Annotated in this window: 22 protein-coding genes; 13 read left to right on the forward strand and 9 right to left on the reverse strand. The window is 72.4% G+C overall.

The annotated features are described in order from the left end of the window. Positions 1–16 precede the first annotated feature (16 nt). A complete protein-coding gene (locus F4559_RS24165; RefSeq protein ID WP_184672326.1) occupies positions 17–697 on the forward strand; it encodes a histidine phosphatase family protein in 681 nt (226 codons plus the stop codon). Here F4559_RS24165 and F4559_RS24170 read toward each other — a convergent pair. The 3 genes from F4559_RS24170 to zapE all read right to left on the reverse strand — a co-directional run bounded on the left by F4559_RS24170 (position 694) and on the right by zapE (position 3760). Further along, complete coding sequence (locus F4559_RS24170) at positions 694–2307, reverse strand: ABC-F family ATP-binding cassette domain-containing protein (RefSeq protein ID WP_184672328.1); 1614 nt, start codon at positions 2305–2307, stop codon at positions 694–696. The two genes, F4559_RS24165 and F4559_RS24170, sit on opposite strands and share 4 nt — an antisense overlap. Before the next feature lie 53 nt (positions 2308–2360). Continuing rightward, complete coding sequence (locus tag F4559_RS24175) at positions 2361–2606, reverse strand: DUF3040 domain-containing protein (protein WP_184672330.1); 246 nt, start codon at positions 2604–2606, stop codon at positions 2361–2363. A 152-nt stretch (positions 2607–2758) separates the two neighbouring features. After that, a complete protein-coding gene (gene zapE / locus F4559_RS24180; protein WP_184672332.1) occupies positions 2759–3760 on the reverse strand; it encodes a cell division protein ZapE in 1002 nt (333 codons plus the stop codon). Between the two features lie 40 nt (positions 3761–3800). On the opposite strand from zapE, the gene F4559_RS24185 reads away from it, so the two are divergent. The 3 genes from F4559_RS24185 to F4559_RS24195 are packed head-to-tail and all read left to right on the forward strand — an operon-like array spanning position 3801 to position 6104. After that, positions 3801–4541, forward strand: a complete 741-nt coding sequence (locus tag F4559_RS24185) for a pyrimidine reductase family protein (protein ID WP_246446305.1) — start codon at positions 3801–3803, stop codon at positions 4539–4541. 26 nt (positions 4542–4567) lie between these two features. After that, positions 4568–5641, forward strand: a complete 1074-nt coding sequence (locus F4559_RS24190; protein ID WP_184672336.1) for an ATP-dependent DNA ligase — start codon at positions 4568–4570, stop codon at positions 5639–5641. Between the two features lie 22 nt (positions 5642–5663). After that, complete coding sequence (locus F4559_RS24195) at positions 5664–6104, forward strand: hypothetical protein (RefSeq protein WP_184672339.1); 441 nt, start codon at positions 5664–5666, stop codon at positions 6102–6104. 62 nt (positions 6105–6166) lie between these two features. Here the strand turns inward: F4559_RS24195 and F4559_RS24200 are convergent, their stop codons facing one another. After that, the gene (locus F4559_RS24200; protein WP_184676152.1) at positions 6167–7087 is read right to left on the reverse strand and encodes an EamA family transporter; all 921 of its coding nucleotides are present in this window, start codon (positions 7085–7087) and stop codon (positions 6167–6169) included. A gap of 90 nt (positions 7088–7177) precedes the next feature. Here F4559_RS24200 and F4559_RS24205 point away from each other — a divergent pair, with 90 nt between their 5' ends. Then, a complete protein-coding gene (locus F4559_RS24205) occupies positions 7178–8710 on the forward strand; it encodes an alpha/beta hydrolase (protein ID WP_312865798.1) in 1533 nt (510 codons plus the stop codon). 537 nt (positions 8711–9247) lie between these two features. On the opposite strand, the gene F4559_RS24210 is transcribed toward F4559_RS24205, so the two are convergent. The 5 genes from F4559_RS24210 to F4559_RS24230 all read right to left on the reverse strand — a co-directional run bounded on the left by F4559_RS24210 (position 9248) and on the right by F4559_RS24230 (position 13050). Then, entirely contained in the window at positions 9248–9925 is a 678-nt protein-coding gene (locus F4559_RS24210; protein ID WP_184672343.1) for a DUF6319 family protein, read from the reverse strand. A 129-nt stretch (positions 9926–10054) separates the two neighbouring features. Then, a complete protein-coding gene (locus F4559_RS24215; RefSeq protein ID WP_184672345.1) occupies positions 10055–10264 on the reverse strand; it encodes a DUF8847 domain-containing protein in 210 nt (69 codons plus the stop codon). Beyond that, on the reverse strand, positions 10261–11205 hold the full coding sequence (locus F4559_RS24220; RefSeq protein ID WP_184672347.1) for an aminoglycoside phosphotransferase family protein: 945 nt from the start codon (positions 11203–11205) through the stop codon (positions 10261–10263). The genes F4559_RS24215 and F4559_RS24220 overlap by 4 nt, the downstream gene beginning before the upstream one ends. A 31-nt stretch (positions 11206–11236) precedes the next feature. Next, the gene (gene ligD / locus F4559_RS24225; protein ID WP_184672349.1) at positions 11237–12238 is read right to left on the reverse strand and encodes a non-homologous end-joining DNA ligase; all 1002 of its coding nucleotides are present in this window, start codon (positions 12236–12238) and stop codon (positions 11237–11239) included. Between the two features lie 167 nt (positions 12239–12405). Continuing rightward, positions 12406–13050, reverse strand: coding sequence for a GntR family transcriptional regulator (locus tag F4559_RS24230; protein ID WP_184672351.1), 645 nt, complete (start codon positions 13048–13050; stop codon positions 12406–12408). A gap of 71 nt (positions 13051–13121) precedes the next feature. On the opposite strand from F4559_RS24230, the gene F4559_RS24235 reads away from it, so the two are divergent. The 8 genes from F4559_RS24235 to F4559_RS24270 all read left to right on the forward strand — a co-directional run bounded on the left by F4559_RS24235 (position 13122) and on the right by F4559_RS24270 (position 21616). Further along, entirely contained in the window at positions 13122–14069 is a 948-nt protein-coding gene (locus F4559_RS24235) for an asparaginase (protein ID WP_184672353.1), read from the forward strand. Between the two features lie 21 nt (positions 14070–14090). Then, entirely contained in the window at positions 14091–14393 is a 303-nt protein-coding gene (locus F4559_RS24240; RefSeq protein ID WP_184672355.1) for a hypothetical protein, read from the forward strand. A 9-nt stretch (positions 14394–14402) separates the two neighbouring features. Continuing rightward, positions 14403–14840, forward strand: a complete 438-nt coding sequence (msrB, locus tag F4559_RS24245; RefSeq protein WP_184672357.1) for a peptide-methionine (R)-S-oxide reductase MsrB — start codon at positions 14403–14405, stop codon at positions 14838–14840. 228 nt (positions 14841–15068) lie between these two features. Next, on the forward strand, positions 15069–16004 hold the full coding sequence (locus tag F4559_RS24250) for a TIGR04222 domain-containing membrane protein (RefSeq protein WP_184672359.1): 936 nt from the start codon (positions 15069–15071) through the stop codon (positions 16002–16004). 172 nt (positions 16005–16176) lie between these two features. Then, the gene (locus tag F4559_RS24255; RefSeq protein ID WP_184672361.1) at positions 16177–17010 is read left to right on the forward strand and encodes a TIGR04222 domain-containing membrane protein; all 834 of its coding nucleotides are present in this window, start codon (positions 16177–16179) and stop codon (positions 17008–17010) included. Next, positions 17003–17806: an MbnB/TglH/ChrH family RiPP precursor modification enzyme gene (locus F4559_RS24260; RefSeq protein ID WP_184672363.1), complete on the forward strand. Its 804-nt coding sequence runs from the start codon at positions 17003–17005 to the stop codon at positions 17804–17806. The genes F4559_RS24255 and F4559_RS24260 overlap by 8 nt, the downstream gene beginning before the upstream one ends. Next, complete coding sequence (locus tag F4559_RS24265) at positions 17803–18150, forward strand: SCO6045 C-terminal-like domain-containing protein (protein ID WP_184672365.1); 348 nt, start codon at positions 17803–17805, stop codon at positions 18148–18150. Before F4559_RS24260 ends, F4559_RS24265 begins: the two co-directional genes overlap by 4 nt. A gap of 247 nt (positions 18151–18397) precedes the next feature. Then, positions 18398–21616, forward strand: a complete 3219-nt coding sequence (locus F4559_RS24270; RefSeq protein WP_312865799.1) for a S8 family serine peptidase — start codon at positions 18398–18400, stop codon at positions 21614–21616. Positions 21617–21723 lie beyond the last annotated feature (107 nt).

Genomic DNA, 21723 nt, shown 5'->3' on the forward strand with positions numbered 1-21723 from the left:
TTTCTACCCTAAGTTCGTGCGGGTGGACTTCGGTTGGATCGGACTGATCAGACACGCGGAGAGCACAGCCAACGTCGTCGGCGCCCGAGCCGAGGCCGACGGCAGCGAGACCATCGACCTCCCGGAGCGCGACGCGGACGTGCCGCTGTCGGACCGGGGTCTCGAGCAGGCTTCGGCATTGGGCCGCTGGTTCGGCGCCCAGCCCCGCGCGCAGTGGCCGGACGTCGTGGTGTGCTCGCCCTACCGGCGGGCCATCGACACCGCGCGACTGGCGTTGCCCGAGCACCCGCTGACGATCGTGGACGAGCGGGTGCGCGACCGGGAACTCGGCGTGCTCGACCTGCTCACCCGGCACGGGGTGGCCCGCCGGTTCCCCGACGAGGTCGTGCGCGAGCGCCGACTCGGCAAGTTCTACCACCGCCCGCCCGGCGGCGAGTCGTGGGCGGACGTGGCGCTGCGGCTGCGGTCCCTGCTCGGCGACCTCGACCGGCGCTTCCCCGGCCGGCGGCTGCTGCTCGTGGGCCACGAGGTGACCGCGCTGCTGCTGCGCTACCTGCTGGAGTGCGTTCCGGAACGGGACCTGCTCGCCTACGCGCGCAACCGGATCGTGCCGAACGCCTCGCTCACGTCCTGGACCCCGGCGGGCGACCGCTACGCCCTGGAGCACGAGCACGCGACGGCCCATCTGTCCACTTAGGACCTGGTGCGCGCCACGTCCCACACCGGCCCGTCCGTCTCGACCACCTCGCCGTCCGCGCGGAACAGCAGGAACCGGTCGAACGAGCGGGCGAACCAGCGGTCGTGCGTGACCGCGACGACCGTGCCCGCGAACTCGTCGAGCGCGCGTTGCAGGGCCTCGGCCGAGCCGAGGTCGAGGTTGTCGGTGGGTTCGTCGAGCAGCAGCAGGGTCGCGCCGGACAGTTCGAGCAGCAGCACCTGGAACCGGGCCTGCTGGCCGCCGGACAGCGACTCGAACCGCTGGTCGCCGGACGCGCCGAGCCCGTAGCGGCCGAGCACGGACATCGCCGCGCCCCGGTCCAGACCCCGCCGCGGACCTTCGCCGTGCCACAGCACGTCGACGAGCGTGCGGCCCTGCCACTCCGGGTGCTGGTGGGTCTGCGCGAACAGACCCGGCTCGACCCGGGCACCGAGCCGCCACGCACCGTCGTGCGCGACGTCGTCGCCGCCGAGCAGGCGCAGGAAGTGGCTCTTGCCCGACCCGTTGGGTCCGAGCACCGCGACCCGGTCGCCGTAGAAGACCTCGACGTCGAACGGGCGCATCAGGTTCTTCAGTTCCAGCCCGGCGCAGGTGATGGCGCGCACGGCCGTCCGGCCGCCGCGCAGCCGGGGCGTGACCTTCTCCTCGGCCGGCAGTTCCGGCGGCGGACCGGCTTCCTCGAAGCGTTCCAGCCGGGTGCGCGTGGCGCGGTACTTCGCGGCCATCGACTCGGAGATCCTGGCCTGGATCTGGAGCGTGCGGACCAGCTCGACGAGCCGGTCGTGCTCCTCGGCCCAGCGGCGGTGCTGTTCGGCGAGGCGTTCGACGCGGGCTTTCCGGGCGTCGTGCCACGTGCCGAAGCCGCCGGTGTGCGTCCACGCCGAGTGCGCCTCGACCGTGACGACGTGGGTCGCGGCGACGGCGAGCAGCTCGCGGTCGTGGCTGACCAGCAGCACGGCCTTGTCCGTGTCGACCAGGCGTTGTTCGAGCCAGCGCTTCCCGGGCACGTCCAGGTAGTTGTCGGGCTCGTCGAGCAGCAGCACCTGTTCCGGGCCGCGCAGCAGGGCTTCGAGCACCACGCGTTTCTGCTCGCCCCCGGACAGCGTGCGCACTTCGCGGAACCGTGCGCGGTCGAACGGCACGCCCAAGGCGGCGACCGTGACCGTGTCCCACAGCACCTCGGCGTCGTAGCCGCCGGCCTCGCCCCACTCGGCGAGGGCCCGCGCGTAGCGGAGTTGGGCGGGTTCGTCGTCGGTGTCCATCAGCGCGAGTTCGGCCGCGTCGAGTTCGGCGGCGGCCTGGCGCACCGCGGCGGTCGAGGCGTGCAGCAGCAGGTCGCGGACCGTGCTCTCGTCCCGGACCGAGCCGACGAACTGGGGCATCACGCCGAGTCCGCCGCGCACGACCACCGCACCGGCGGCGGGTGCGATCTCGCCGGACAGGATGCGCAGGAGTGTCGTCTTGCCGACGCCGTTCGCGCCGATCAGCGCCACCACCTGCCCGGAGCCGACCTTGAACGCGACGTCGCGGAACAGTTCGCGGCCGTCGTCGAGCCGATAGGCGAGGCCGCTCGCGTCCAGGAATCCCACGGGTGCCGATCGTGCCTGCCGACGGGGTGGCGCGCGAGCGGTTTTCGGCGAGGTCAGCGCCAGGTGAAGCCACGCAGGAGCAGGATCGCGGAGGCCGAGCCGAGCGAGGCCAGGGCCGGGCCGAACGAGCCGAGGAGGAGCAGGAGGACGCCCAGGGCGACGAACACGGCCGCCAGGCTGTACACGAGGACGGGATGCTTGGGCTTGCCGGCGACGAGGGCTGTCGCCAAGGCCGGTTCCTCGTCGGTCAGTCGGGTCTCGATCTCGATCAGCGTTCTGCGCTCGGATTCGCTCAGCATCGCCCGCTCCTCCCACGACCTCGTCGGCACCTTGTGAGTACCCTGACGCGGTCGCCTGAAACCCCGGTCGCCGCGCCTTGGACGCACCGGCCGCCGGATCGGTTTCGCCGGATCCGGTGCCTGATCCCGGCGCCTGATCCCGGCGCCGGACCTCAGCGGGACAGCGCGACCAACCGCGAGACCGCGCGCAGGTACTTCTTCCGGTACCCGCCGCGCAGCATCTCGTCGGTGAACAGTCCGGACAGCGCGGCGCCGGACACCGCCACCGGGATGTCCCGGTCGTAGAGCCGGTCCCCCAACGCGACCAGCCGCAACGCCACGGCCTGGTCCGGAGCCGGGCGCACGCCGCGCAGGTGCACGGCCGTCACGCCGTCGAGCAGCCGCCCGTACCGCGACGGGTGGACGTGGGCGAGGTGCGCGCACAGGTCGTCGAAGTCGTCCAACGTCGAGCCGGGCGTCGACTCGGCCTTGGCCGCCAGGTCCTGGTCCGACATCGGGTCCGGCGCGTCGGGCAGGCCGCGGTGCCGGTAGTCCGGGCCGTCCACCCGCACCACGTCGAACCGCGCCGACATGGACTGGATCTCGCGCAGGAAGTCCGCCGCCGCGAACCGGCCCTCGCCCAGCTTGTCCGGCAGCGTGTTCGACGTCGCGGCCACCGACACGCCGGCCGTCGTCAACTCCTTGATCAACCGGGTCACGAGCATGGTGTCGCCCGGGTCGTCGAGTTCGAACTCGTCGATCGCCAGCAGCCGGTGCCCGGACAGCCGGCGCACGGTCTCGCCGAACCCCAGCGCGCCGACCAGGTTCGTGACCTCGACGAACGTCCCGTACGCCTTCGGGCCGGGCACGGCGTGCCACAGCGACGCGAGCAGGTGGGTCTTGCCGACGCCGAAGCCGCCGTCCAGGTACAGGCCCGGCTTGTGCTCGACCGACCTGCGGAACAGCGAGCCGAACCAACCCCCGGCACCGGCGGTACCCACGGCTCCGGCGAACTTCTCCCCCGCGCGCACCGCCGCGGCCTGGCTGGGCTCGTCCGGGTTGGGCACGTAGGTGTCGAACCGGACCCGGTCGAACCGGGGCGGCGGGACCATCGCGTCGATCATCTCGTCCGCCTCGACGTGGGGGGTGCGGTCGGACAGGCGTGGGGCGGACATGCCGGGCAGCCTAGCGGCGTGCTGGGATGTTTCCGTGCGGATGTTGTGGCCACCACGCGAGCCGGGACCGACCGACGCGGACCTCGAACGCCTCTACGCCTACCCCGACCGGCTGGACCGACCGTTCGTGCAGGTCAACTTCGTGTCGAGCCTGGACGGCGCGGTCGAGGTCGACGGCCGGTCCGGTGCGCTGGGCAACGCGGCGGACAAGAAGGTGTTCGCGCTGGGCCGTGACCTGGCCGACGTCGTCCTGGTCGGCGCGGGCACGGCCGCCGCCGAGGGGTACCGCGGGGTCAAGGCGACCGAGGTGCGGGCGGAACGCCGGGCACGCCTGGGGTTGTCGCCCGTGCCGCCGATCGCCGTGGTCACGGACCGCTGCTCGGTGGCGCCGTCCTCACCGCTGGTCACCGACACGGCCGTGCCGCCGATCGTGCTGACCACGGCCGCCGCGCCGGCGGAACGCCGTCGTGCGCTGGCCGACGCGGGCGCGGATGTCGTGATCACCGGCGACGACCGGGTGGACCTGGTCGCCGCGCTCGACGCGCTGGCCTCGCGCGGACTGTCACGGGTGGACTGCGAGGGCGGGCCGGCGCTGTTCGGCGCGTTGATCGAGGCCGACCTGGTCGACGTGCTGTGCGTCACCTACGCGCCGTTGCTCGTCGGCGGCACGGCCGGACGGATCGCTCACGGCCGCATGCCGGACGCACCGCGCGCGATGGAACTGACGTCCGCGCTGACGTACGAAAGCGCTCTGCTCCTGCGCTACACCCGCGTGCGCTGACGCCTTCCACCAGGCAGGATGTCGACGTGGCACTCCCGTTGAGCCCTCCCGTGCAGCCGATGCTGGCCACCGCGGTCGACGCCATCCCGACCGACTCCGACCTCGTGTTCGAGCCGAAGTGGGACGGCTACCGCTGCCTGGTGTTCCGCGACGGCGACGACATCACGCTCCAGTCGCGCAGCGGGAAACCGCTCGACCGGTACTTCCCCGAGGTCGTCGCGGCGTTGAAGCGGACGCTGCCGGACCGGATCGTGGTCGACGGCGAACTCGTCGTGGCCAAGGACGACAAGCTCGACTTCGACGCGTTGTCCGAGCGCATCCACCCGGCCGCGAGCCGGATCAGGCTGCTGGCCGAGTCCACGCCCGCGAGTTTCGTGGCGTTCGACCTGCTCGCGGTCGACGACGACGTGCTGCTGGACGTGCCGTGCGTGGACCGTCGCGCCCGCCTGGAAAAGGCGATCACGCCGGGGGATTCGCTGTACCTGACACCCGCGACGACCGACGCGGACCTGGCGGCGCAGTGGTTCGGCCTGTTCGAGGGCGCGGGTCTGGACGGCGTGATCGGCAAGCCCGCCGGGTCCGGCTACCAGCCCGGCAAGCGGGTCATGGTCAAGGTGAAGCACGCCCGCACCGCCGAGTGCGTGGTCGCCGGGTTGCGGTGGCACAAGAACACCGAGCCCGGGACCGCCGTCGGGTCGCTGCTGCTCGGTCTGCACGACGACCGGGGCGTGCTCAACCACGTCGGCGTGGTCGGGTCGTTCAAGGCGGCCGAACGCCGGGCGCTGGCGGCGGAGTTCACGTCGTCGATCGTCGCGGCGGACCACCCGTGGCTGGTCGAGCCGGACGGGCGGCGGCTGCCCGGCGAGATCAACCGGTGGCGGTCGGCGCAGGCGGACTGGGTGCCGGTGCGGCCCGAGCGCGTGCTGGAGATCGCGTACTCGCAGACCGAAGGCCAGGAACCGGTGCGGTTGCGGCACAACGGGCAGTTCCGGCGGTGGCGGCCCGACCGCACCCCGGAGTCGTGCCGCTACGACCAGTTGGACCGGCCCGCGCGTTACGACGTGGACTCGGTGTTGCGTGGCGAGGTGCGTCCCGCCTGACTTCGGTGCCACCGTCATGGTCATGGCGGAAGACGTGGCCGCGCTCGTGCGCGAACTGGACGACCGGATGCTGCGCGACTACCGGCGCATGACGATGTGGCGTCAGGTGCACCGCACCACGGGCGTCCTTTACACCGTGGTGCTGATCCTCGTGCCGGCCGTGCTCGCGGTCGGGTTCACGACCTCGGAGACCATGCTGGGCAAGGCGTTGCTGTTGATCGCCGCCGTGGTCGGCGGGCTCAACGTGACGTTCAAGCCGTACCTGCACTCGCAGAAGCGACGGGCGGACGTGAACACCATGCGCCGGTTGCGCGACGAGTACCGGGGCGAACTCGCCCGCGCCGGGGCTTCGGGTGCGGTCGACGTGTACGACAAGTACTCGCGCACCTACGCGACGGTGTTCGAGGCGCGCGGCCAGGACCTCGTCGACGGCACCGTGGAACGCGACCCCCGGCAACCCTGACCCGCGAGTCCTCCACTCAGGCACCCCGAAACACGCGTTCAGGCACCTTCGATCGGGTGAGATCAGACGTCCGGCCGGGCCGATCGCGTCGCGCCGACGGACGCGAGCACCACGCAGCACACGGCGATCCACTGCGTAGGCCGCAACGCCTCGTGCAGCACGACCAGTCCGGCGAGCGCGGCGACCGCCGGTTCCAGGCTCATCAGGATGCCGAAGACGCGCGGCGGGATCTTGCGCAACGCCTCCAGCTCCAACGAGTACGGGATCACCGACGACAGCAGCGCGACCGCGACGCCCGCGATCAACACCGACGGCTGGAGCATCGCCGCCCCGGCCTGGCCGACGCCGAACGGCAGCGCGAGCAGCGCGCCGAACACCATGGCCAGCGCCAGGCCCCGACCGTCGGACGTGCGGTCGCCGAGCTTCGCGGCCAGCAGGATGTAACCGGCCCAGCACACGGCCGCCGCGAGCGCGAACCCGACGCCCACCAGGGACAGACCGCCTTCGGCCCGGGTGAGCAGCACCACGCCGGCCGCCGCCAGCAACGCCCACAGGCCGTCGAGCCACCGCCGTGACCCCAGCACCGCGACCGCCAACGGGCCGAGGAACTCGATCGTCACGGCCGCGCCCAGCGGGATGTGCTCGATGGCGTGGTAGAAGGTCAGGTTCATCGCGCCCAGGACCAGCCCGTAGCCGGCCACCACGGCGTAAGTGCGCGGATCGAGCCGCAGCGACGGCCGCCAGATCAGCACGAGGATCAGCGCCGCGAACACCAGCCGCAGCGTGACCGCGCCGCCCGGACCCGCGACCGCGAACAGCCGCTTGGCCACGGCCGCGCCGACCTGGACCGTGATCACGCCCAGCAGCACCAGGGCCGGCGGCGGGATCGCGCGGAACGCCCGGGAGGCCAGGGCCGGCGGTCCCCCGGCCGGGTGTCGCCGCCGAGGAGTGCCGTGCGCCGTCGCCATCACCACGGGGACCATCATCGCTGCTCCGCTCACCGAAGTCTCACCTGAATTGTGTGAGGCTGGTCCGCACCCGTCGGGAGAGAGCGAGGGACGACTGTGCCGCGTGTGCGTCATGCCGCCTTGGTGATGGCGGCCTTGAGCGCGCTGGCGGCGTGCAGCGCCGGACCGTCGAACCGGCCGGTGATCGCCGTGCAGGGTGACGGGGAGACCACCGGCGCGGCGGTGCCCGCCGGGCCACGCGAGACCCCGCCGCTGGACGACATGGACCCGACCGGCATCACGTGGTCGGGCTGCGTCGAGGCCACGAAGGACCGGATGGGCGGCACGGCGCCGGCGGGCGACTGGGCTTACCGGTGCGCGCGGCTGACCGTGCGGCTGGACATGCCGTCGCGGCCGGGTCGGGGCAGTCTCGGCATGGCGCTGCTGGGCATCGGCACGGGCAAGAGCCCGCTGGTCGTGATCGGCGATCCGGACGGCGAACCGGGCACGCTCAAGGCGGCACGCCTGGCCGCCACGCTGCCCCCGTCCCTGTTGAGCACGTTCACCCTGATCGGTGTCGACCGTCGGGGGACGGGAAATTCGGACGGTGTGCAGTGCGTGCCGGAGATCGCGCGCCTGGGCATCGTCGAGGCCGACCCCGCCGAGCAGTCCCAGGAGGACCTGCTGGAGGACATCGGCCGGGCGAGCCAGGACTGCGTGCTCGACCTGGAGAACCGGCTGCCCGCCGTGGACTCGTGGCGCGCGGCGGCGGACCTCGAACAGCTCCGCGAGGCGATGGGCGTCGACCACCTGAACGCGATCGGCATCGGTGACGGGTCGAAGGTGCTGACCCTGTACGCGAGCCGCTACCCCGAGCGCGTCGGGCGGCTGGTGTTCGACGGCGCGCCCGACCCGGCGCTGGACGTGGCCGGTGTGACCGAGGCCAAAGCGGTGTCGGCCGAGTCGACGTTCGCGGCGTTCGAAAAGGACTGCGTGGTGCGGTCCTGTGCGTTGGGCGCGGATGCCACCAAGCGGTTCACGGCGTTGCTGAGCACGTTGCGCACGCGGCCGATCCGCGGCTACGACTTCGACCTGACGCCCGGCACGGCCACGGTCGCGGTGCTGGCCGGGTTGGCGGACCGGGGGGCGTGGCCGGCGTTGGCGGACGCGATCGTGGCGGCGGAGGGCGGGAACGCCGAACCGTTCGCCGCGTTCTTGCGCCCGATCGTGACGGGGGACAGCGAGAACCCGCCTCGATTGGATGCCGGGCTGGTCACCGAGTGCAACGACACCGCTACGCGGTTGCCGCCGGAGCGGGTAGCGGCCATGGCGACGGACTGGCAGGGGAAGCATCCGCTGTTCGGCGCATACTTCGCGCGGCAGTTGCTGCGGTGCGGGCCGTTCCCGGTGCCGCAGAACCCCAAGCCGGCCAAGATCGCTTCGGCGCCGCCGGTCCTGGTGGTGACGACCGCGGACGATCCGGTGACGCCGAAGTCGGGGTCGGAGCGGGCGGCTCAGGCGTTGCCCGCCGGGGTCCGGGTGGACTGGTCGGGCGGGGGGCACGGGGCCGTGGGGCGGTCTTCTTGTGCCACGTCGGCGGTGGAGCAGTTCCTGGTGAGCGCGAAGGTGCCTACGTCGGGGATGTCCTGCCCGCCCTGATTCTTCGTGCGGTGGCGTGCGGGCGGGGTTGAGCCGGGAAGCCTTGAAAAGGTGGTCGTCGGTGCGGGGCGTTACGAGCTTTCAAGCGTCGCTCGCCGCCGGGGAGGGTGTCGTGCCCCCGGTCCCTGCCGCTGTGCGGTGGGGCTTGGGACTTCGGGGTCGAGGGCCCTGGGAGCCGGGCTTCGAGCGGTGAGGCTTGTTCCGATTTTCGCGGTTTCCCGCCTGTCGCGGGGTTTTCGCCGCTCTCGCGGAGCGGCCCCGGTGTCCTGCGGGACACCGGGGCCGGTCGATGGGGTCTAGCAGCTGGAGCAGCACCCGCAGCCGGGTCCCGTGCATCCGGTGCAGCAACCGCACCCGTCGAGCTGGGCGGTCTCGGTGGTCGTGGTCTCTACCGTCATGGCGGCCTCCCGGTGGAGTGAACGGACATCGGACCGAACCTGTGCCACTTCACAGTCGGCCATACGACCGCTCGGGGAAAGCCCTCTCACCCGAATGTCCTACGGAGAGCGAGTGTGAGTTGCATAGAGTGGCGATTGATCAGCCGTCGAGTTCCTCCAGTGCCCGCTGGGCTTCTTCGAGTTCCGCTCGCAACTGCACGACCCTGGCCAGGTGTCGTTCCCGTGCGGTCTCGATCACGGCGTCCACGGCCTCGGCCACCTCGGGCAGGAGTTGGCGTGCCGCACGGCCCACGGCCGCCGGGGGCACGGGCGTCGCCCGGAGCGGACGTCTGCTCCCCCACTGGAGATCGACCGTCCACTCGCCCTCGGGCGTGGACGTGAGCGTGATCGTCACCTCGCCGCCGGGCGGGCGGGACTGCTTGCGGGGCGCGGACTTCTGCTTCGTGGGCTTCTCCGGCTTCTCCGGTGGCACGGGCTCGTACGGGTACTCCACCGGTGTGTAGATCGGCTCCTCGGGCGCCGGCGCCGCCGGGACGGACTCCTCCCGGGCCGGTTTCGGTTCGGCCACGACCTTCTTGCGCGGCGCGGGTTTCTCCACGGTCAGCTCGGCCGGCGAGAACGACAGCTCGTCCTTCGTCCCGGTCGGGCGGACCTGGATGAAATCTCCCTCCGCGGGCTCCGTGAACGCGACGACCTTCGCCGACCGGCCCGCCTCCACGCCCACCGCCGCGGCGGTGAACCAGACGGCGGGTGGGCGGCCCGCGGCGAGTTCGGCGCGCAGCTGGTCGACATCCTCCGGTGACAAGGACTTCGCCATCGGTACCTCCACTGCGATCATGATGCGTCGCAGTGCAGCTTGCCCTATGGCACCGACAGTTCCGCAGCGGCGGTCGGGGCGGTTGGTCCGGACGGACCATCACTGGTCCACAGTGGACTATCCGGCGGACTATCCGGCGGACTCGTCCTCGGTGCGCAGGTGGTACTCGCAGCCGTACTCGACGGCGTAGCGCAGGTCGTAGTGGTGCACGATCTTCGGCCCGCCGTGCAGGTGCACGTGGGTCACGGTCGGCTTGGGCGACTCGGCCGGCCTCGGCACGGAGTCGACCCGACCGTCGAGGGGCCCGCCGACGTACCGCACCACGTACGCGTGCGTCATGGTCGTGCCTCCCTCGCTTCGGCGTCCGCGTCCATCGTACGAGAGGACGGCCGGACAGGGGCACTGCCGAACCAGTGCCGCGCCAAGGCGTCCAGGGTGTCGACGTCCGCGGGCGGCGGCACCTCCCGCAGGTACCAGGCGAGGTTGCTGTAGACGTGCAGCAGCGTGTACGCCATGACGCGCAGCGGGTCGACCGGCCGACCGTAGCCGGTGTAGAGCGCCCGGTTCGCCGCCTGGTCGCCGCGGGTGAGGAAGATCCCGGTCGCGACGAACTCGTACTCGCGGGCCGCGCGCATCGCGGGCTCGAAGTCGATCAGACCGGTGAGCCGGGTGCCCTCGACGAGCAGGTGCGCGCTCATCACCTCGGTGTGCGCCAACACCGGTTCGTCGGCGCCGAGGTCGACCCGGTCCAGGAACTCGTCCACCCGGTCGGCCCACGCCGGGTCGACCGGCCGGCGCGGTGCGACCCGTCGCGCGGCGACGAAGGACGACCAGTCGGCCGGGTGGTCGACCGGCGAGGGCAGGTCGTGCAGCACGGCCAGCGCCTCGCCGACCTGACGCGCGACCGACTCGCGACCGGCGGCGTCGAGCGTCGGCCACACCTCGACGAGTCCCGTGCCGCGCAGCCGTTCCATGAGGACGTAACCCCAGCCGTCGACCTCGCCGGCCTCGCGCACCGCGGGCGTCGGCACCGGCAGCCGGCCGTGGACGGCACGCAACACGTCCCGCTCGGTGGGCAGCTCTTCGAGGTGCACGGCCGGGAACAGCTTGAGCACGTGCTCGCCGACCCGGTAGACGGGCAGCGACCCGTCGGGGTAGCGGACCGGCTCGCCGCGCAGGTCGAGCCGGCCCAGCAACCGGTCGACGCCGGGCCTCAGGGCACTCTCGTCGTCGACCACTGCCTCGAACCGCTCTTCGGTGTCCGCGAGGGGGAACGTCACCCGATCGACGCTATCGGACAGCGCTCGAGCGCTATTCCGTTTTGCGGGCTTTCGACGGCTGCACGCGGGGTGGCTCGCCGGGCATCTTCGGGTAGTCGGGCGGGTACGGGAGTTCGCCCCGGGGGTCGGCGGCGTACCACTCCAGGAGGGTCTCCAGGCCGTACGCGGTGTCGTCGAGCGTGGCGTGCGGGTCGCCGTCGTCGGCCAGGTAGGCGGGCACGGTGCGGACGTCGAAGTCGTCCGGGTCCACTGTGGACAGCGTCGCCCAGGTGACCGGGGTGGAGACCGTGGCGCGCGGGGTGCCGCGCACCGACCACGCGGACGCGATCGTGCGGTCCCGGGCGGCCTGGTTGAAGTCCAGGAACACGCGCTCGCCGCGTTCCTCCTTCCACCACGACGTGGTCGCCCGGTCCGGCATCCGCCGCTCGACCTCGCGGGCCAGCGCGATCACCGCGTGCCGCACGTCGACGAAGTCCCACTCCGGACGGATGCGCACGGCCACGTGCACGCCGCGCCCGCCGGACGTCTTGGGGTAGCCGACCATGCCCAGCTCGTCGAGCACCTCGCGCAGCACTTCGGCGACCCGCACCGCGTCCCGGAAGTCCGTGCCGGGCTGGGGATCGAGGTCGACCCGCAGCTCGTCGGGCCGGTCGGTGTCGGCGGCACGCACCGGCCACGGGTGGAAGTCGAACGTGCCCAGGTTCGCCGCCCACGCCAGCACGGCGGGCTCGGTCGGGCAGACCTCGTCGGCGGGCCGCCCGGACGGGAACCGGACCCGCGCGGTGCCCACCCAGTCGGGCACGCCCTTGGGCAGCCGCTTCTGGTAGAACCACTCGCCCTCGACGCCGTCCACGTACCGCTTCAACGTCGTCGGCCGGTCGCGCAACACGCGCAGCAGCGGCTCGGCGACCGCGAGGTAGTACCGGACCACCTCGATCTTGGTGATGCCGCGCTCGGGGAAGTAGACCTTGTCCGGGTTGGACACCCGCACGACCCGGTCCCCGACCTGGAGTTCCTCAGCCTTGGCAGCCACGTCCGGAGCCTAACCCCGACCACCGACAGCGGTCGGGCGGAAGGCGGGCGGGATGCCAGGACGCGTGGTTCGGGGCCACCCGAGTGCGTAGTCGGAGGTGCCGGAGTGCGCGTGCCGGGGTGCTTGAGTGCATGTTTCGCGGTGTCCGAACGCATGACTCGCGGGGCTCAGCCGAGGGAGGTGAGCATCTGGGCGCACACGCGGGCGAGGTGGCGGCGCATCACGTCGGCGGCCCGCGTCGGGTCGCCGGCCTCGACCGCCACCACGAGCGAGTCGTGGTCGTCCAGCGACGCGTGCTGGTGCGGCGGGTCGTCGCGCAGGCCGCTGCGCAGGAGCACGACGCGTTGCTGCACGAGCCGCACCTGTTCGGCGATCCGCGGCGAGCGGGCCGCGTCCAAAAGCGCCTGGTGGAATGCGAGGTCGAGCCGGTAGGGGAATTTGTCGCCCGCGGTGTGCGCCTGGCGGGACGATTCGCACACCGCTTTCAGGCGGATGACGTCGGTGTCCGTCCGGCGGCTCGCGGCGAGTTCGGCCGCCGCGCATTCCAATGCGGTGCGCAATTCGAACAACGCTCGGACTTCCGACACGTCCGCCGAAGGCACGTGCGCGCCCCGGTGCGGAACCAGGACGAGCAATCCCTCGGACGCCAAATGGCGGATCGCCTCGCGCAACGGGCCCCGGGAAATGCCGAGCCGCTGCGCGATCCCGACCTCGTTCACCCGGCTGCCGGGCGGCAGCTCACCGGTCAGCACCAGCTCGCGCAGGATCTCGACGGCCTGCGCGGCGAGGCTGAGGTGGAGCGGGGATGTCATCGAAGTCTCCTAGCGCCCGTCGGCGGCCGTGTTGTTGACTGTCGACAGACGACAGCATAGAGGAGGAGAGCATGGCTCACGAGCTGGTCGCCGAGGTGTGGCGGGGCGAGTTCCTGGAGTCCGTGCACCACGGTTCGGTGGTCGTCCTCGCCCCGGACGGCACCACGCGGCTGAGCGTGGGCCAGCCCGCCGCCGTGGCGTTCCCCCGCTCGGCGAACAAGCCGTTCCAGGCGTTGGCCCTGGTCCGGGCCGGATACGCCGAACGCGCCGAGCTGCTCGCCCTGGCCTGCGCGAGCCACTCCGGCGAGCACTTCCACCTCGACGGCGTCCGCCGCATCCTCGGCCGCGCGGGCCTGGACGTCGACGCGTTGCGCTGCACCCCCGAACTCCCGATCGGCGAGCACGCCCTGCACGCGCACCTCGCGGCCGGGCGCGGGCCGGAGCCGATCACGATGAACTGCTCGGGCAAGCACGCCGCCATGCTCGCGACCTGCGTGGTCAACGGCTGGTCGACCGCGGACTACCTCGACCTCGACCACCCGCTCCAGCTCGCGATCCGGGCGACGGTCGAGGAGTGCGCGAGCGAACCGGTCGGCGCCGTCGGCGTGGACGGCTGCGGCGCTCCCCTGTTCGGCATCACCCTCGCGGGCCTGGCCCGCGGGTTCGGCCGGCTCGCGTCGGCCGCGCCCGGCACCGACGAGCACACGGTCGCGCACGCGATGACCACCTACCCCGAGTGGGTCGGCGGCACCGGCCGCGACGTCACCCGGCTCATGCACGGCGTGCCCGGCGCGGTGGCCAAGGACGGCGCCGAGGGCGTGTTCGCGATCGGCCTGCCCGACGGGTCGGCCGCCGCGTGCAAGATCGCCGACGGCGCCCGCCGCGCACAGGGCGTCGTGCTGGTGGCGGCGTTGCGCGCCCTGGGCGTGGACGCGCCCGCGGACCTGGCGACGGTCCCGGTGCTCGGGCACGGTCGCACGGTCGGTGCGGTCCGACCTTCGGCCGCTCTCACGGGGTGAAATCGGCATTACCCTGGGCCCATGGGCAGTTCCCGACCCGGGGGTTCCCCCGACGACAGGTTCGACGACGAACTCATCGGCCTCGACCCGGACGACCCGGAGACGCGGGCCTTCGCCGCCCACCTCGACCGGATGCACCGGGAGCACCCGACCTTCACGGTCGAGGGGTCGCTGGCCGGGGTGGAGCACTTCGCCGACTCGGCCAACCGCGCGGGCGGACTGCGCCGGCAGACCGCCGTGCTCATCGTGCTGCTGATCCTGCTCGGCGTAGGGGTCAGCGTGTGGTTCTACCTGGGCCAGATCCTGTCCGTGTTCTTCGTTTAACGTGGAGGTATGGAACCAGTCGTCGGCGCGACCCCGAAGGTGGTGCGCTCCGAAGCGGAGTGGCGCGAGACCCTGACGCCGCAGGAGTACGCGGTGCTGCGGCAAGCCGGCACCGAACGTGCGTGGACCGGCGAGTACACCGACACCAAGACCGAAGGCGTCTACTCGTGCCGCGCGTGCGACGCCGAGTTGTTCCGCAGCGACACGAAGTTCGACTCCCACTGCGGGTGGCCGTCGTTCTTCTCGCCGCTGGCCGGGGACTCGGTGCTCCTGCGCGAGGACCGCGCGCTCGGCATGGTGCGCACGGAAGTGCTCTGCGCCACATGCCACAGCCACCTCGGGCACGTTTTCGAGGGTGAGGGCTATGCGACTCCGACGGACCAGCGCTACTGCATCAACTCCATCAGCTTGCGTCTGGTCGAAACCACCGCCGGTCCGACAGACTGACCAGTGCTGCTCCGAATGATGTCCGTTACCACACCATGGAGGAAACATGCATCTGTTCAAGGGCACCGACGGTGAGGGCTCCGGCGGCGTCGACGGCGCGTCGTCCTCCTGAATCCCCTTTACCGCAACCCTAAGGGTTGCTCAAGCACTCTTGCTGGGGTGTGAAGCGGCGCACACCATTGCCTCCTGACCGGCGGACGAACCGCCGAGGTCCGCAGGGGGTGGATCGTGGAGCGTCCGTGGGGAATTACGGAACAGGGGTTCTTCGAGCTTTACTGGATCGCGCTCGCCGTGACGATCGTGATCGCGATCCTGATCAGGGTGCGCCTGCGGGGGCAGTCGGACGACGCCCCCGCCGGCGCACCCGACGTCCACGTGCTGGCCGTGCTGGTCGGTGGCGCACGACGCGTCGCCGAGACCGCGCTGGCCGAACTGATCGCCGCGGGAGATGTGCGGCTCACGCGTGACGGCACCGTGACCGCCACCCAGGGTGTCCCGTCCGCACGGGATCCGATCGCGCGCAGTGTGCTGCGCGACGTGGAACGGCCGCCGCTCGTCCTGGCCCGCAAGACGCTGTGGGGCCAGGTCCACACCGTCCGGCACGCGGAGGCCGTGCGCCTGGCCACCGGACGTGCCGTCGAGGCCGGTCTGCTGGCCGACCCGCGCCGGGCGTTGCGGTCGGCCGTCCTCTCACTGCTCCCGCTGGCCCTGCTGTTCGCGGTCGGCCTGGCCCGGTGGGCGTCGGAACTCACGGTCGGCGGGCCGGTCGGGTGGCTGTCGGTGCACCTCGTGCTGACCGGCGTCCTGCTGGCCGCGCTGCCGAAGGTGATCGCCGTGGGACTCACCGCCCGGGGTTCCCGGGTGGTGGCGCGGACCCGCACGAGTGCGGGTGTCGGGGGCTGGAGGGCGACCGGCTCGGCGGGGGGAGTCGAACCGGTCGCCCTCCACGGCATCGAACGCCACCCGGACCCGGAGGTGCGGGACGCGTACGTGGCCGGTCGGCCCCTGCCGCGAACGAATGGTGGCGGCAGGTCCACCGCGGCGGCGTACGGCGCCGGCGCCGGCGCGGCGTGCGGGTCGGGCAGCGGGTGCAGTTCGTCGGGCTGCGGCGGTGGCAGTGGTTGCGGCGGTGGGGGCGGCTGCGGTGGGGGCGGGGGCAGCTGATCCCCCATCGTCGGACGAATCGGACACGGTCCGACCGCGCACCGCACACGGCCGGACCGCCTCCGTGACGGATCATCGTTTTCGCTGGTCACACCTTTACGCTGCGCGGGAACCAGGCGTGGCGCCGGTCCGTCACAGGCGGCGGTACCACCGGGGAGAGGCGGGATGGCCGATGACGGTCACGGCGGGTCCGGCACGACTGTGGCCGGAAGAGCAGGGGTTCCTGGCCGGCGGGCCGGGGCGGGCGGCCGAGGTCGCGGTCGTGTCGTTGCTCGACGCGGGCGCGCTGCGCCTGTCGCGCAGCGGCGTGGTGCGCCCGGTCAGCGGGCCGCCGCGCTCGTGGACTCCGATCCAGTCGGCCGCGCTGCGGTCGGCGTCGCGGCCGTTCGGCGAACTGGTCCAGGCCGTCGCGGCGAGCGCGGAAGCGCGGGGGTTGCGTCGCCACCTGCTGGACCGGGGACTGCTGGTGTCGCCGACGCGGCGGGCGCTCGCGAAGACCACGCGCGTGCTCGCGTTGCTGGTCGGCATCGCGGCCCTGCTCACGGTCCTGATCACGCACGTCCAGGTCCTGCTGTGCATCGGCGTGGTCGTGGCGATGCTGTTCGTGCGCTACTTCGCGGGGAAGCTGCGGGGACCGTTGACCGGCCGCGGGCGTGCCGAGGTGCGCGACCTGGCCCGGTACGCGACGCCCGCGAGCCGGCTGCACCTGGTGGCGTACAAGGGTCTGCTCGGCCGGGTCGGGAGTCTGCGCGTGTGCGACCTGCTCGGGCTCGCCCCGGCGGCCTCGACGTTGCGGCGGCGCAGCAAGAAGCGGTCGACCACGACGTCGTCGTCGGACTCGTGCGGCGGCGGGGTCTACAGCTCGTGCGGGAGTTGCGCGGGCAGCGGGTGCGGGTCGTCGTCGGACAGTTCCTCGTCGGACAGTTCGTCCTCGTCCGACAGCGGCAGCAGTTGCAGCAGCGGGAGCAGCTGCGGTTCCTCGTGCGGAGGCGGTGGCGGTGACTGAACGACTCGGGGTCGGCATCGGGTGGCGGCCGGAGATCGACCTGACCGTGGAACGGCTGCCCGGCGTGGACTTCGTCGAGGTGGTCGCGGAGAACCTGCACGTCGGGCACCTGCCCGAATCCGTGCTCCTGCTGCGTGAACGCGGCATTCCCGTACTGCCGCACGCCGTGTCGCTGTCGCTGGGCGGCGCCGACCCGGTCGACCCGAAGCGGGTCGCGCACCTGGCCGCGCTCGCCGAGGCCGTCGACGCGCCGTTCGTCAGCGACCACGTGTGCTTCGTGCGCGCGGGCGGGCTCGACTCCGGTCACCTGATGCCCGTGCCGCGCACCCGCGACGCGCTCGACGTGCTCGTGGCCAACGTCAGGTCGATCCAGCCGGACCTGCCCGTGCCGCTGGCGCTGGAGAACGTGGCCGCGTTGCTGGAGTGGCCCGACGGCGAGCTGTCCGAGGGCCGGTTCCTGGCCGAACTCGTCGAGCGCACCGACATCCACCTGCTGGTCGACGTGGCCAACCTGTACGCCAACGCCCGCAACCTGGGTACCGACGTGGACCGGTTCCTCGACGAGATCCCGTTGGAGCGCTTGGCTTACGTGCACGTCGCGGGCGGCGTCGAGCACAACGGCCTCTACCACGACACGCACGCCCACGCCGTGCTGCCCGAGGTGCTCGACGTGCTGGCCGCGTTGCGCGACCGCGTCGACCCGCCGGGCGTGCTGCTGGAACGCGACGACGACTACCCGTCCGACGCGGAACTGGCCGCCGAGCTGGCCGCGATCCGCGCGGTCGTCGAACGGTGACCGCGCCCCAGCGCGCCGAACTGGCCCGACGCCAGGCCGAACTGCTGCGCGCCCTGCTCGCCGACGGCGACGTGCCGGCGGGGTTCGACCCGGACCGCGTCGCCGTCGAGGCGCGGGCGCTGTTGTCGAAGCGGCGCGGGATCGTGGCGATGTTGCGCCCGGATCTGGTCGACTCGTTGGGCGAACGCTTCCGTCCGCTCTTCGACACCTACGGCCGGGGCCGGCCACGAACGGATGGCAGCCGAATGCGTGAGGACGCGGCGGCCTTCGCCGAGTGGCTCGCCGACCGGGGCGAACTTCCGACGCGGACCAAACGGCGCTGGTGGCAGCGAGCGGATCAGTGATCTTCGGCCGGCCGGTCGCCGGCCGGCCGCGCGAACAGCGCAGCGTCGCCAGTCGGGTCACCGCGCGTGACCACCGACTGGGCCGACCAGGGGGCAGGGCCGCCTCGAAACGACGCTGACCCGCTTGCGCCCCGTGGCTAACTTCGGTGGCGTTGGGGGGAACTGGGACACCGCTGCCGCCGCGGTCGGACGGCGTCCTCCCGATTGCGCGTCTCGGACGCGTACCCACCGGATTCGGGAGGTGTCTGTGCTGGGTTCAAGATCGACCGGCCGGGGTGTCGCCTGGGGGGCGACCACCCTCGCCATCGGCCTCGTGGTCGGGGTCACCACGCCCGCGACCGCCGCGCCACCGGAGGTTCCCGCGACGGGAATCCCCTTGGCGGGCAAGCGGATCGCGACACCCGACGCCACGGTCACACTGCTCACCGGCGACCGGGTGTCCCTGGTCGGCGGCGCCGTGTCGGTACGACCGGCGGCAGGTCGGGAGAAGGCCGAGTTCCACCGCTTCGAACGCGACGGGCACCTGCACGTCGTGCCGCGCGACGCCTACGGCGCGTTGGCACGGGGCAAGCTCGACCCGCGACTGTTCGACGTCACCGGGTTGATCGACGCGCGATACGACGACGCGCACCGCGACTCCGTGCCGTTGATCCTCCAGGCGGCGAGCACCGGCGCGGCGGGCGTGAGCGTCACGCACGCGCTGCCGGGTGCGTTGGCCGCCAAGGCTTCGAAGTCCGCGGCGGCCACCGCGTACGCCGCGCTGGTCGCCGATCCGGGCGTGGAGAAGGTGTGGCTGGACGGCCTGCGGCAGCCCACGCTGGACCAGAGCACCAGGCAGATCGGCGCGCCCGCCGCGTGGGAGCGGGGCCTGACCGGCAAGGGCGTCAAGGTCGGCGTCGTCGACACGGGCGTGGACGGCGCGCACCCCGACCTCTCCGGCCGCGAACTCGCCCAGGCCGACTTCACCGAGGACAACGACAACGTCGACCGCGTCGGCCACGGCACGCACGTCGCGGCCACGATCGCGAGCCACGACCCGAAGTACCGGGGCGTGGCGCCCGACGCGCAGATCCTCGACGCCAAGGTGTGCGTGCTCAGCGGCTGCGCCGAGTCGTGGATCATCTCCGGGCTCACGTGGGTGGTCGAGCAGGGCGCGGACGTGGTCAACGTCAGCCTCGGCGGACCGGACGGCCCCGAGACCGACCCGATCGAGGCGCTCGTCGACTCGCTCTCGGCGCGGACCGGCACGCTGTTCGTCGTGGCGGCGGGCAACTCCGGCCGGCCGGGCACCATCGGCTCGCCGGGCAGCGCGGACTCCGCGCTCACCGTCGGCGCGGTCGAGCGCGACGACGACATCGCGGTGTTCTCCAGCCGAGGACCACGCTCTGACGGCGGGGTGAAGCCCGACGTGACCGCGCCGGGTGTGGGCATCGTCGCGGCCAAGTCGGCCGAGGGCCAGATCGGGGACCCGGTAGACGCCACGCACGTCGCCCTGAGCGGCACGTCCATGGCCACCCCGCACGTCGCCGGCGCCGCCGCGCTCCTGGCGCAGCAGCACCCCGACTGGACCGGCTCCCGCATCAAGGCCGCCCTCACCGCCACGGCCGCGTACAACCCGAAACTCGGCGCGTACGACCAGGGTTCGGGCCGGATCGACCTGACCAAGGCCGTCGACTCGACGCTGACCAGTGAGCCGACCGGGCTCGCGTTCGGCGTCCAGGCATGGCCGCACCAGGACGACAAGCCGGTGACCAAGGAGGTGGAGTACCGCAACACGGGTACCACGCCGATCTCGCTGCGCCTGACGATCGACGCGGCCGGACCGGCGGACCTGTTCTCCGTGTCCCCCAAGGAACTCACCGTGCCCGCCGGCGGCACGGCGACGGCCACCGTCACCGCCGACACGCGCGGCACGGCCGACGGCGGGGCGTTCGGCGGCGCGGTCGTCGCGACCGGCGGGCCGACGCCGGTGCGCACGCCCGTGGGCGTCGACAGCGAGGTCGAGAGCTACGACGTCACGTTCGAGGTCGTCGACCAGGACGGCAGCCCGGCGACGGGCCACGCGACCGACGTGTTCGGCCTGACCAACCAGACGGTGAAGTTCCTGCCGGGCGACAAGGGCACGTTCACCACCCGCGTACCCAAGGGCGACTACCTGGTCAACAGCTCGGTGACCGACCAGGGCCGGACCAAGGGCGCCTTCCTCGTGGCGCCGAAGGTCCAGGTCTCCGGCCCGACCACGGTGCGAATCGACGCGCGCAAGGCCAAGCCGGTCCGGATCACCCCGCCCGACCCCGCCGCCAAGCAGGGTCCGGGCGAGCTGACCTACCGGCGGACCCACGGCCAGTACGGGCTGCTGATGGGCGTGCTGTTCATCGGCGGGTACGACGGCACGATCGCGATCGGCCACCTCGGCGAGGCGGTGCCGGCGGCCGAGTTCGAGACCGTGATCGGCACGACCGCCACCTCGGACCGGGCGACCTACCGGTTGTCGTACTCCGATGTCGGCCGACTGCCGGACGGGTTCGTGCGCACACCGTCGATCAGGGACCTCGCCGAGGTGCGGACGTCGCTGGACGCGGCGCCGGCGGGCAGGACGTTCCTGCTCGGTGCCAACCCGACGACGAAGAACGGCACCGGCGGGTGGGGCTCGCTCGACCCGGTCCCCGCGTCCGGCAAGCCGCTCGACTACGTCACGCCCGAGCTGCGGTGGGGTTGGCGGCTGGAGCAGAATTCCGCGCCGGACCGGTCCGACGCGTCGTGGTCGTCGCCCGACCGCGACTACCGCAAGGGCCGCGTCTACCAGCAGCGATTCCTGCGCCCGCCGTTCGGTCCGGCGGTGCCGGCCAACCGGTACCTGCCGTCCATCGCCCGCTACCAGGACCTCCTCCTGGTCAGCCCGTCGTTGCTCGTCGACGGCGAAGGCAACCAGGGCCGGACCGCGGGCAAGGGCACGGTCGCGCTGTACCGCGACGGCAAGCTCCTGTCGAAGGTCGAGGCGCCGGGTGTCGGCCAGTTCCCGGTGCCGGCGGGTCCCGCCGAGTACCGGGTCGACATCGACCTGACGACGGCGGCGGACGTGCTCGCCTACGCGAGCCGGGTGACGGCGAGCTGGACCTTCCGCTCCGACACCGCGACCGGCACGACCCCCGTCGCCCTCCCGGCCGGTTTCGTGCGGTTCACGCCGAAGCTGGACGACTCGGGCACGCTGCGGGGCCGGTCCGCGCGGGTGCCGTTCGTGGTCGAGTTCGACAAGGACTCGGGCGCGGGCAAGGTGCGCAAGGTGGGCGTCGACGTGTCGTACGACGACGGCAAGACCTGGTCCCCGGCTCCGGTCACGGGTGACTCGGTGCTGCTCAAGCCCCCGGCGGGCAGCGGCTACGTGTCGTTGCGCGCCAAGGGGTCGGACTCGAAGGGCAACCGGTTCGAGCACGCGGTCGTCCGCACGTTCAAGTTCGCGAGGTGAGCACGGCGACGGGTCGGTCCACAATGGACCGACCCGTCGCACTCAGGTGACGCGGGTCACATTTCAGCAACACCGACGCACGCTTCGGCACCTCCACTCCGGGAGCC

Origin of the sequence: Saccharothrix violaceirubra (assembly GCF_014203755.1) — a bacterium.
GTDB classification, from domain to species: Bacteria; Actinomycetota; Actinomycetes; order Mycobacteriales; family Pseudonocardiaceae; genus Actinosynnema; species Actinosynnema violaceirubrum.

Excerpts from the sequence above, each read along its gene's own strand:
- F4559_RS24175 (WP_184672330.1), bottom strand. The coding sequence starts at position 2,606 with ATGCTGAGCGAATCCGAGCGCAGAACGCTGATCGAGATCGAGACCCGA.
- zapE (WP_184672332.1), bottom strand. The coding sequence starts at position 3,760 with ATGTCCGCCCCACGCCTGTCCGACCGCACCCCCCACGTCGAGGCGGAC.
- F4559_RS24185 (WP_246446305.1), top strand. The coding sequence starts at position 3,801 with ATGTTGTGGCCACCACGCGAGCCGGGACCGACCGACGCGGACCTCGAA.
- F4559_RS24195 (WP_184672339.1), top strand. The coding sequence starts at position 5,664 with ATGGCGGAAGACGTGGCCGCGCTCGTGCGCGAACTGGACGACCGGATG.
- F4559_RS24200 (WP_184676152.1), bottom strand. The coding sequence starts at position 7,087 with ATGGTCCCCGTGGTGATGGCGACGGCGCACGGCACTCCTCGGCGGCGA.
- F4559_RS24210 (WP_184672343.1), bottom strand. The coding sequence starts at position 9,925 with ATGGCGAAGTCCTTGTCACCGGAGGATGTCGACCAGCTGCGCGCCGAA.
- F4559_RS24215 (WP_184672345.1), bottom strand. The coding sequence starts at position 10,264 with ATGACGCACGCGTACGTGGTGCGGTACGTCGGCGGGCCCCTCGACGGT.
- F4559_RS24230 (WP_184672351.1), bottom strand. The coding sequence starts at position 13,050 with ATGACATCCCCGCTCCACCTCAGCCTCGCCGCGCAGGCCGTCGAGATC.
- F4559_RS24235 (WP_184672353.1), top strand. The coding sequence starts at position 13,122 with ATGGCTCACGAGCTGGTCGCCGAGGTGTGGCGGGGCGAGTTCCTGGAG.
- F4559_RS24240 (WP_184672355.1), top strand. The coding sequence starts at position 14,091 with ATGGGCAGTTCCCGACCCGGGGGTTCCCCCGACGACAGGTTCGACGAC.
- msrB (WP_184672357.1), top strand. The coding sequence starts at position 14,403 with ATGGAACCAGTCGTCGGCGCGACCCCGAAGGTGGTGCGCTCCGAAGCG.
- F4559_RS24255 (WP_184672361.1), top strand. The coding sequence starts at position 16,177 with ATGACGGTCACGGCGGGTCCGGCACGACTGTGGCCGGAAGAGCAGGGG.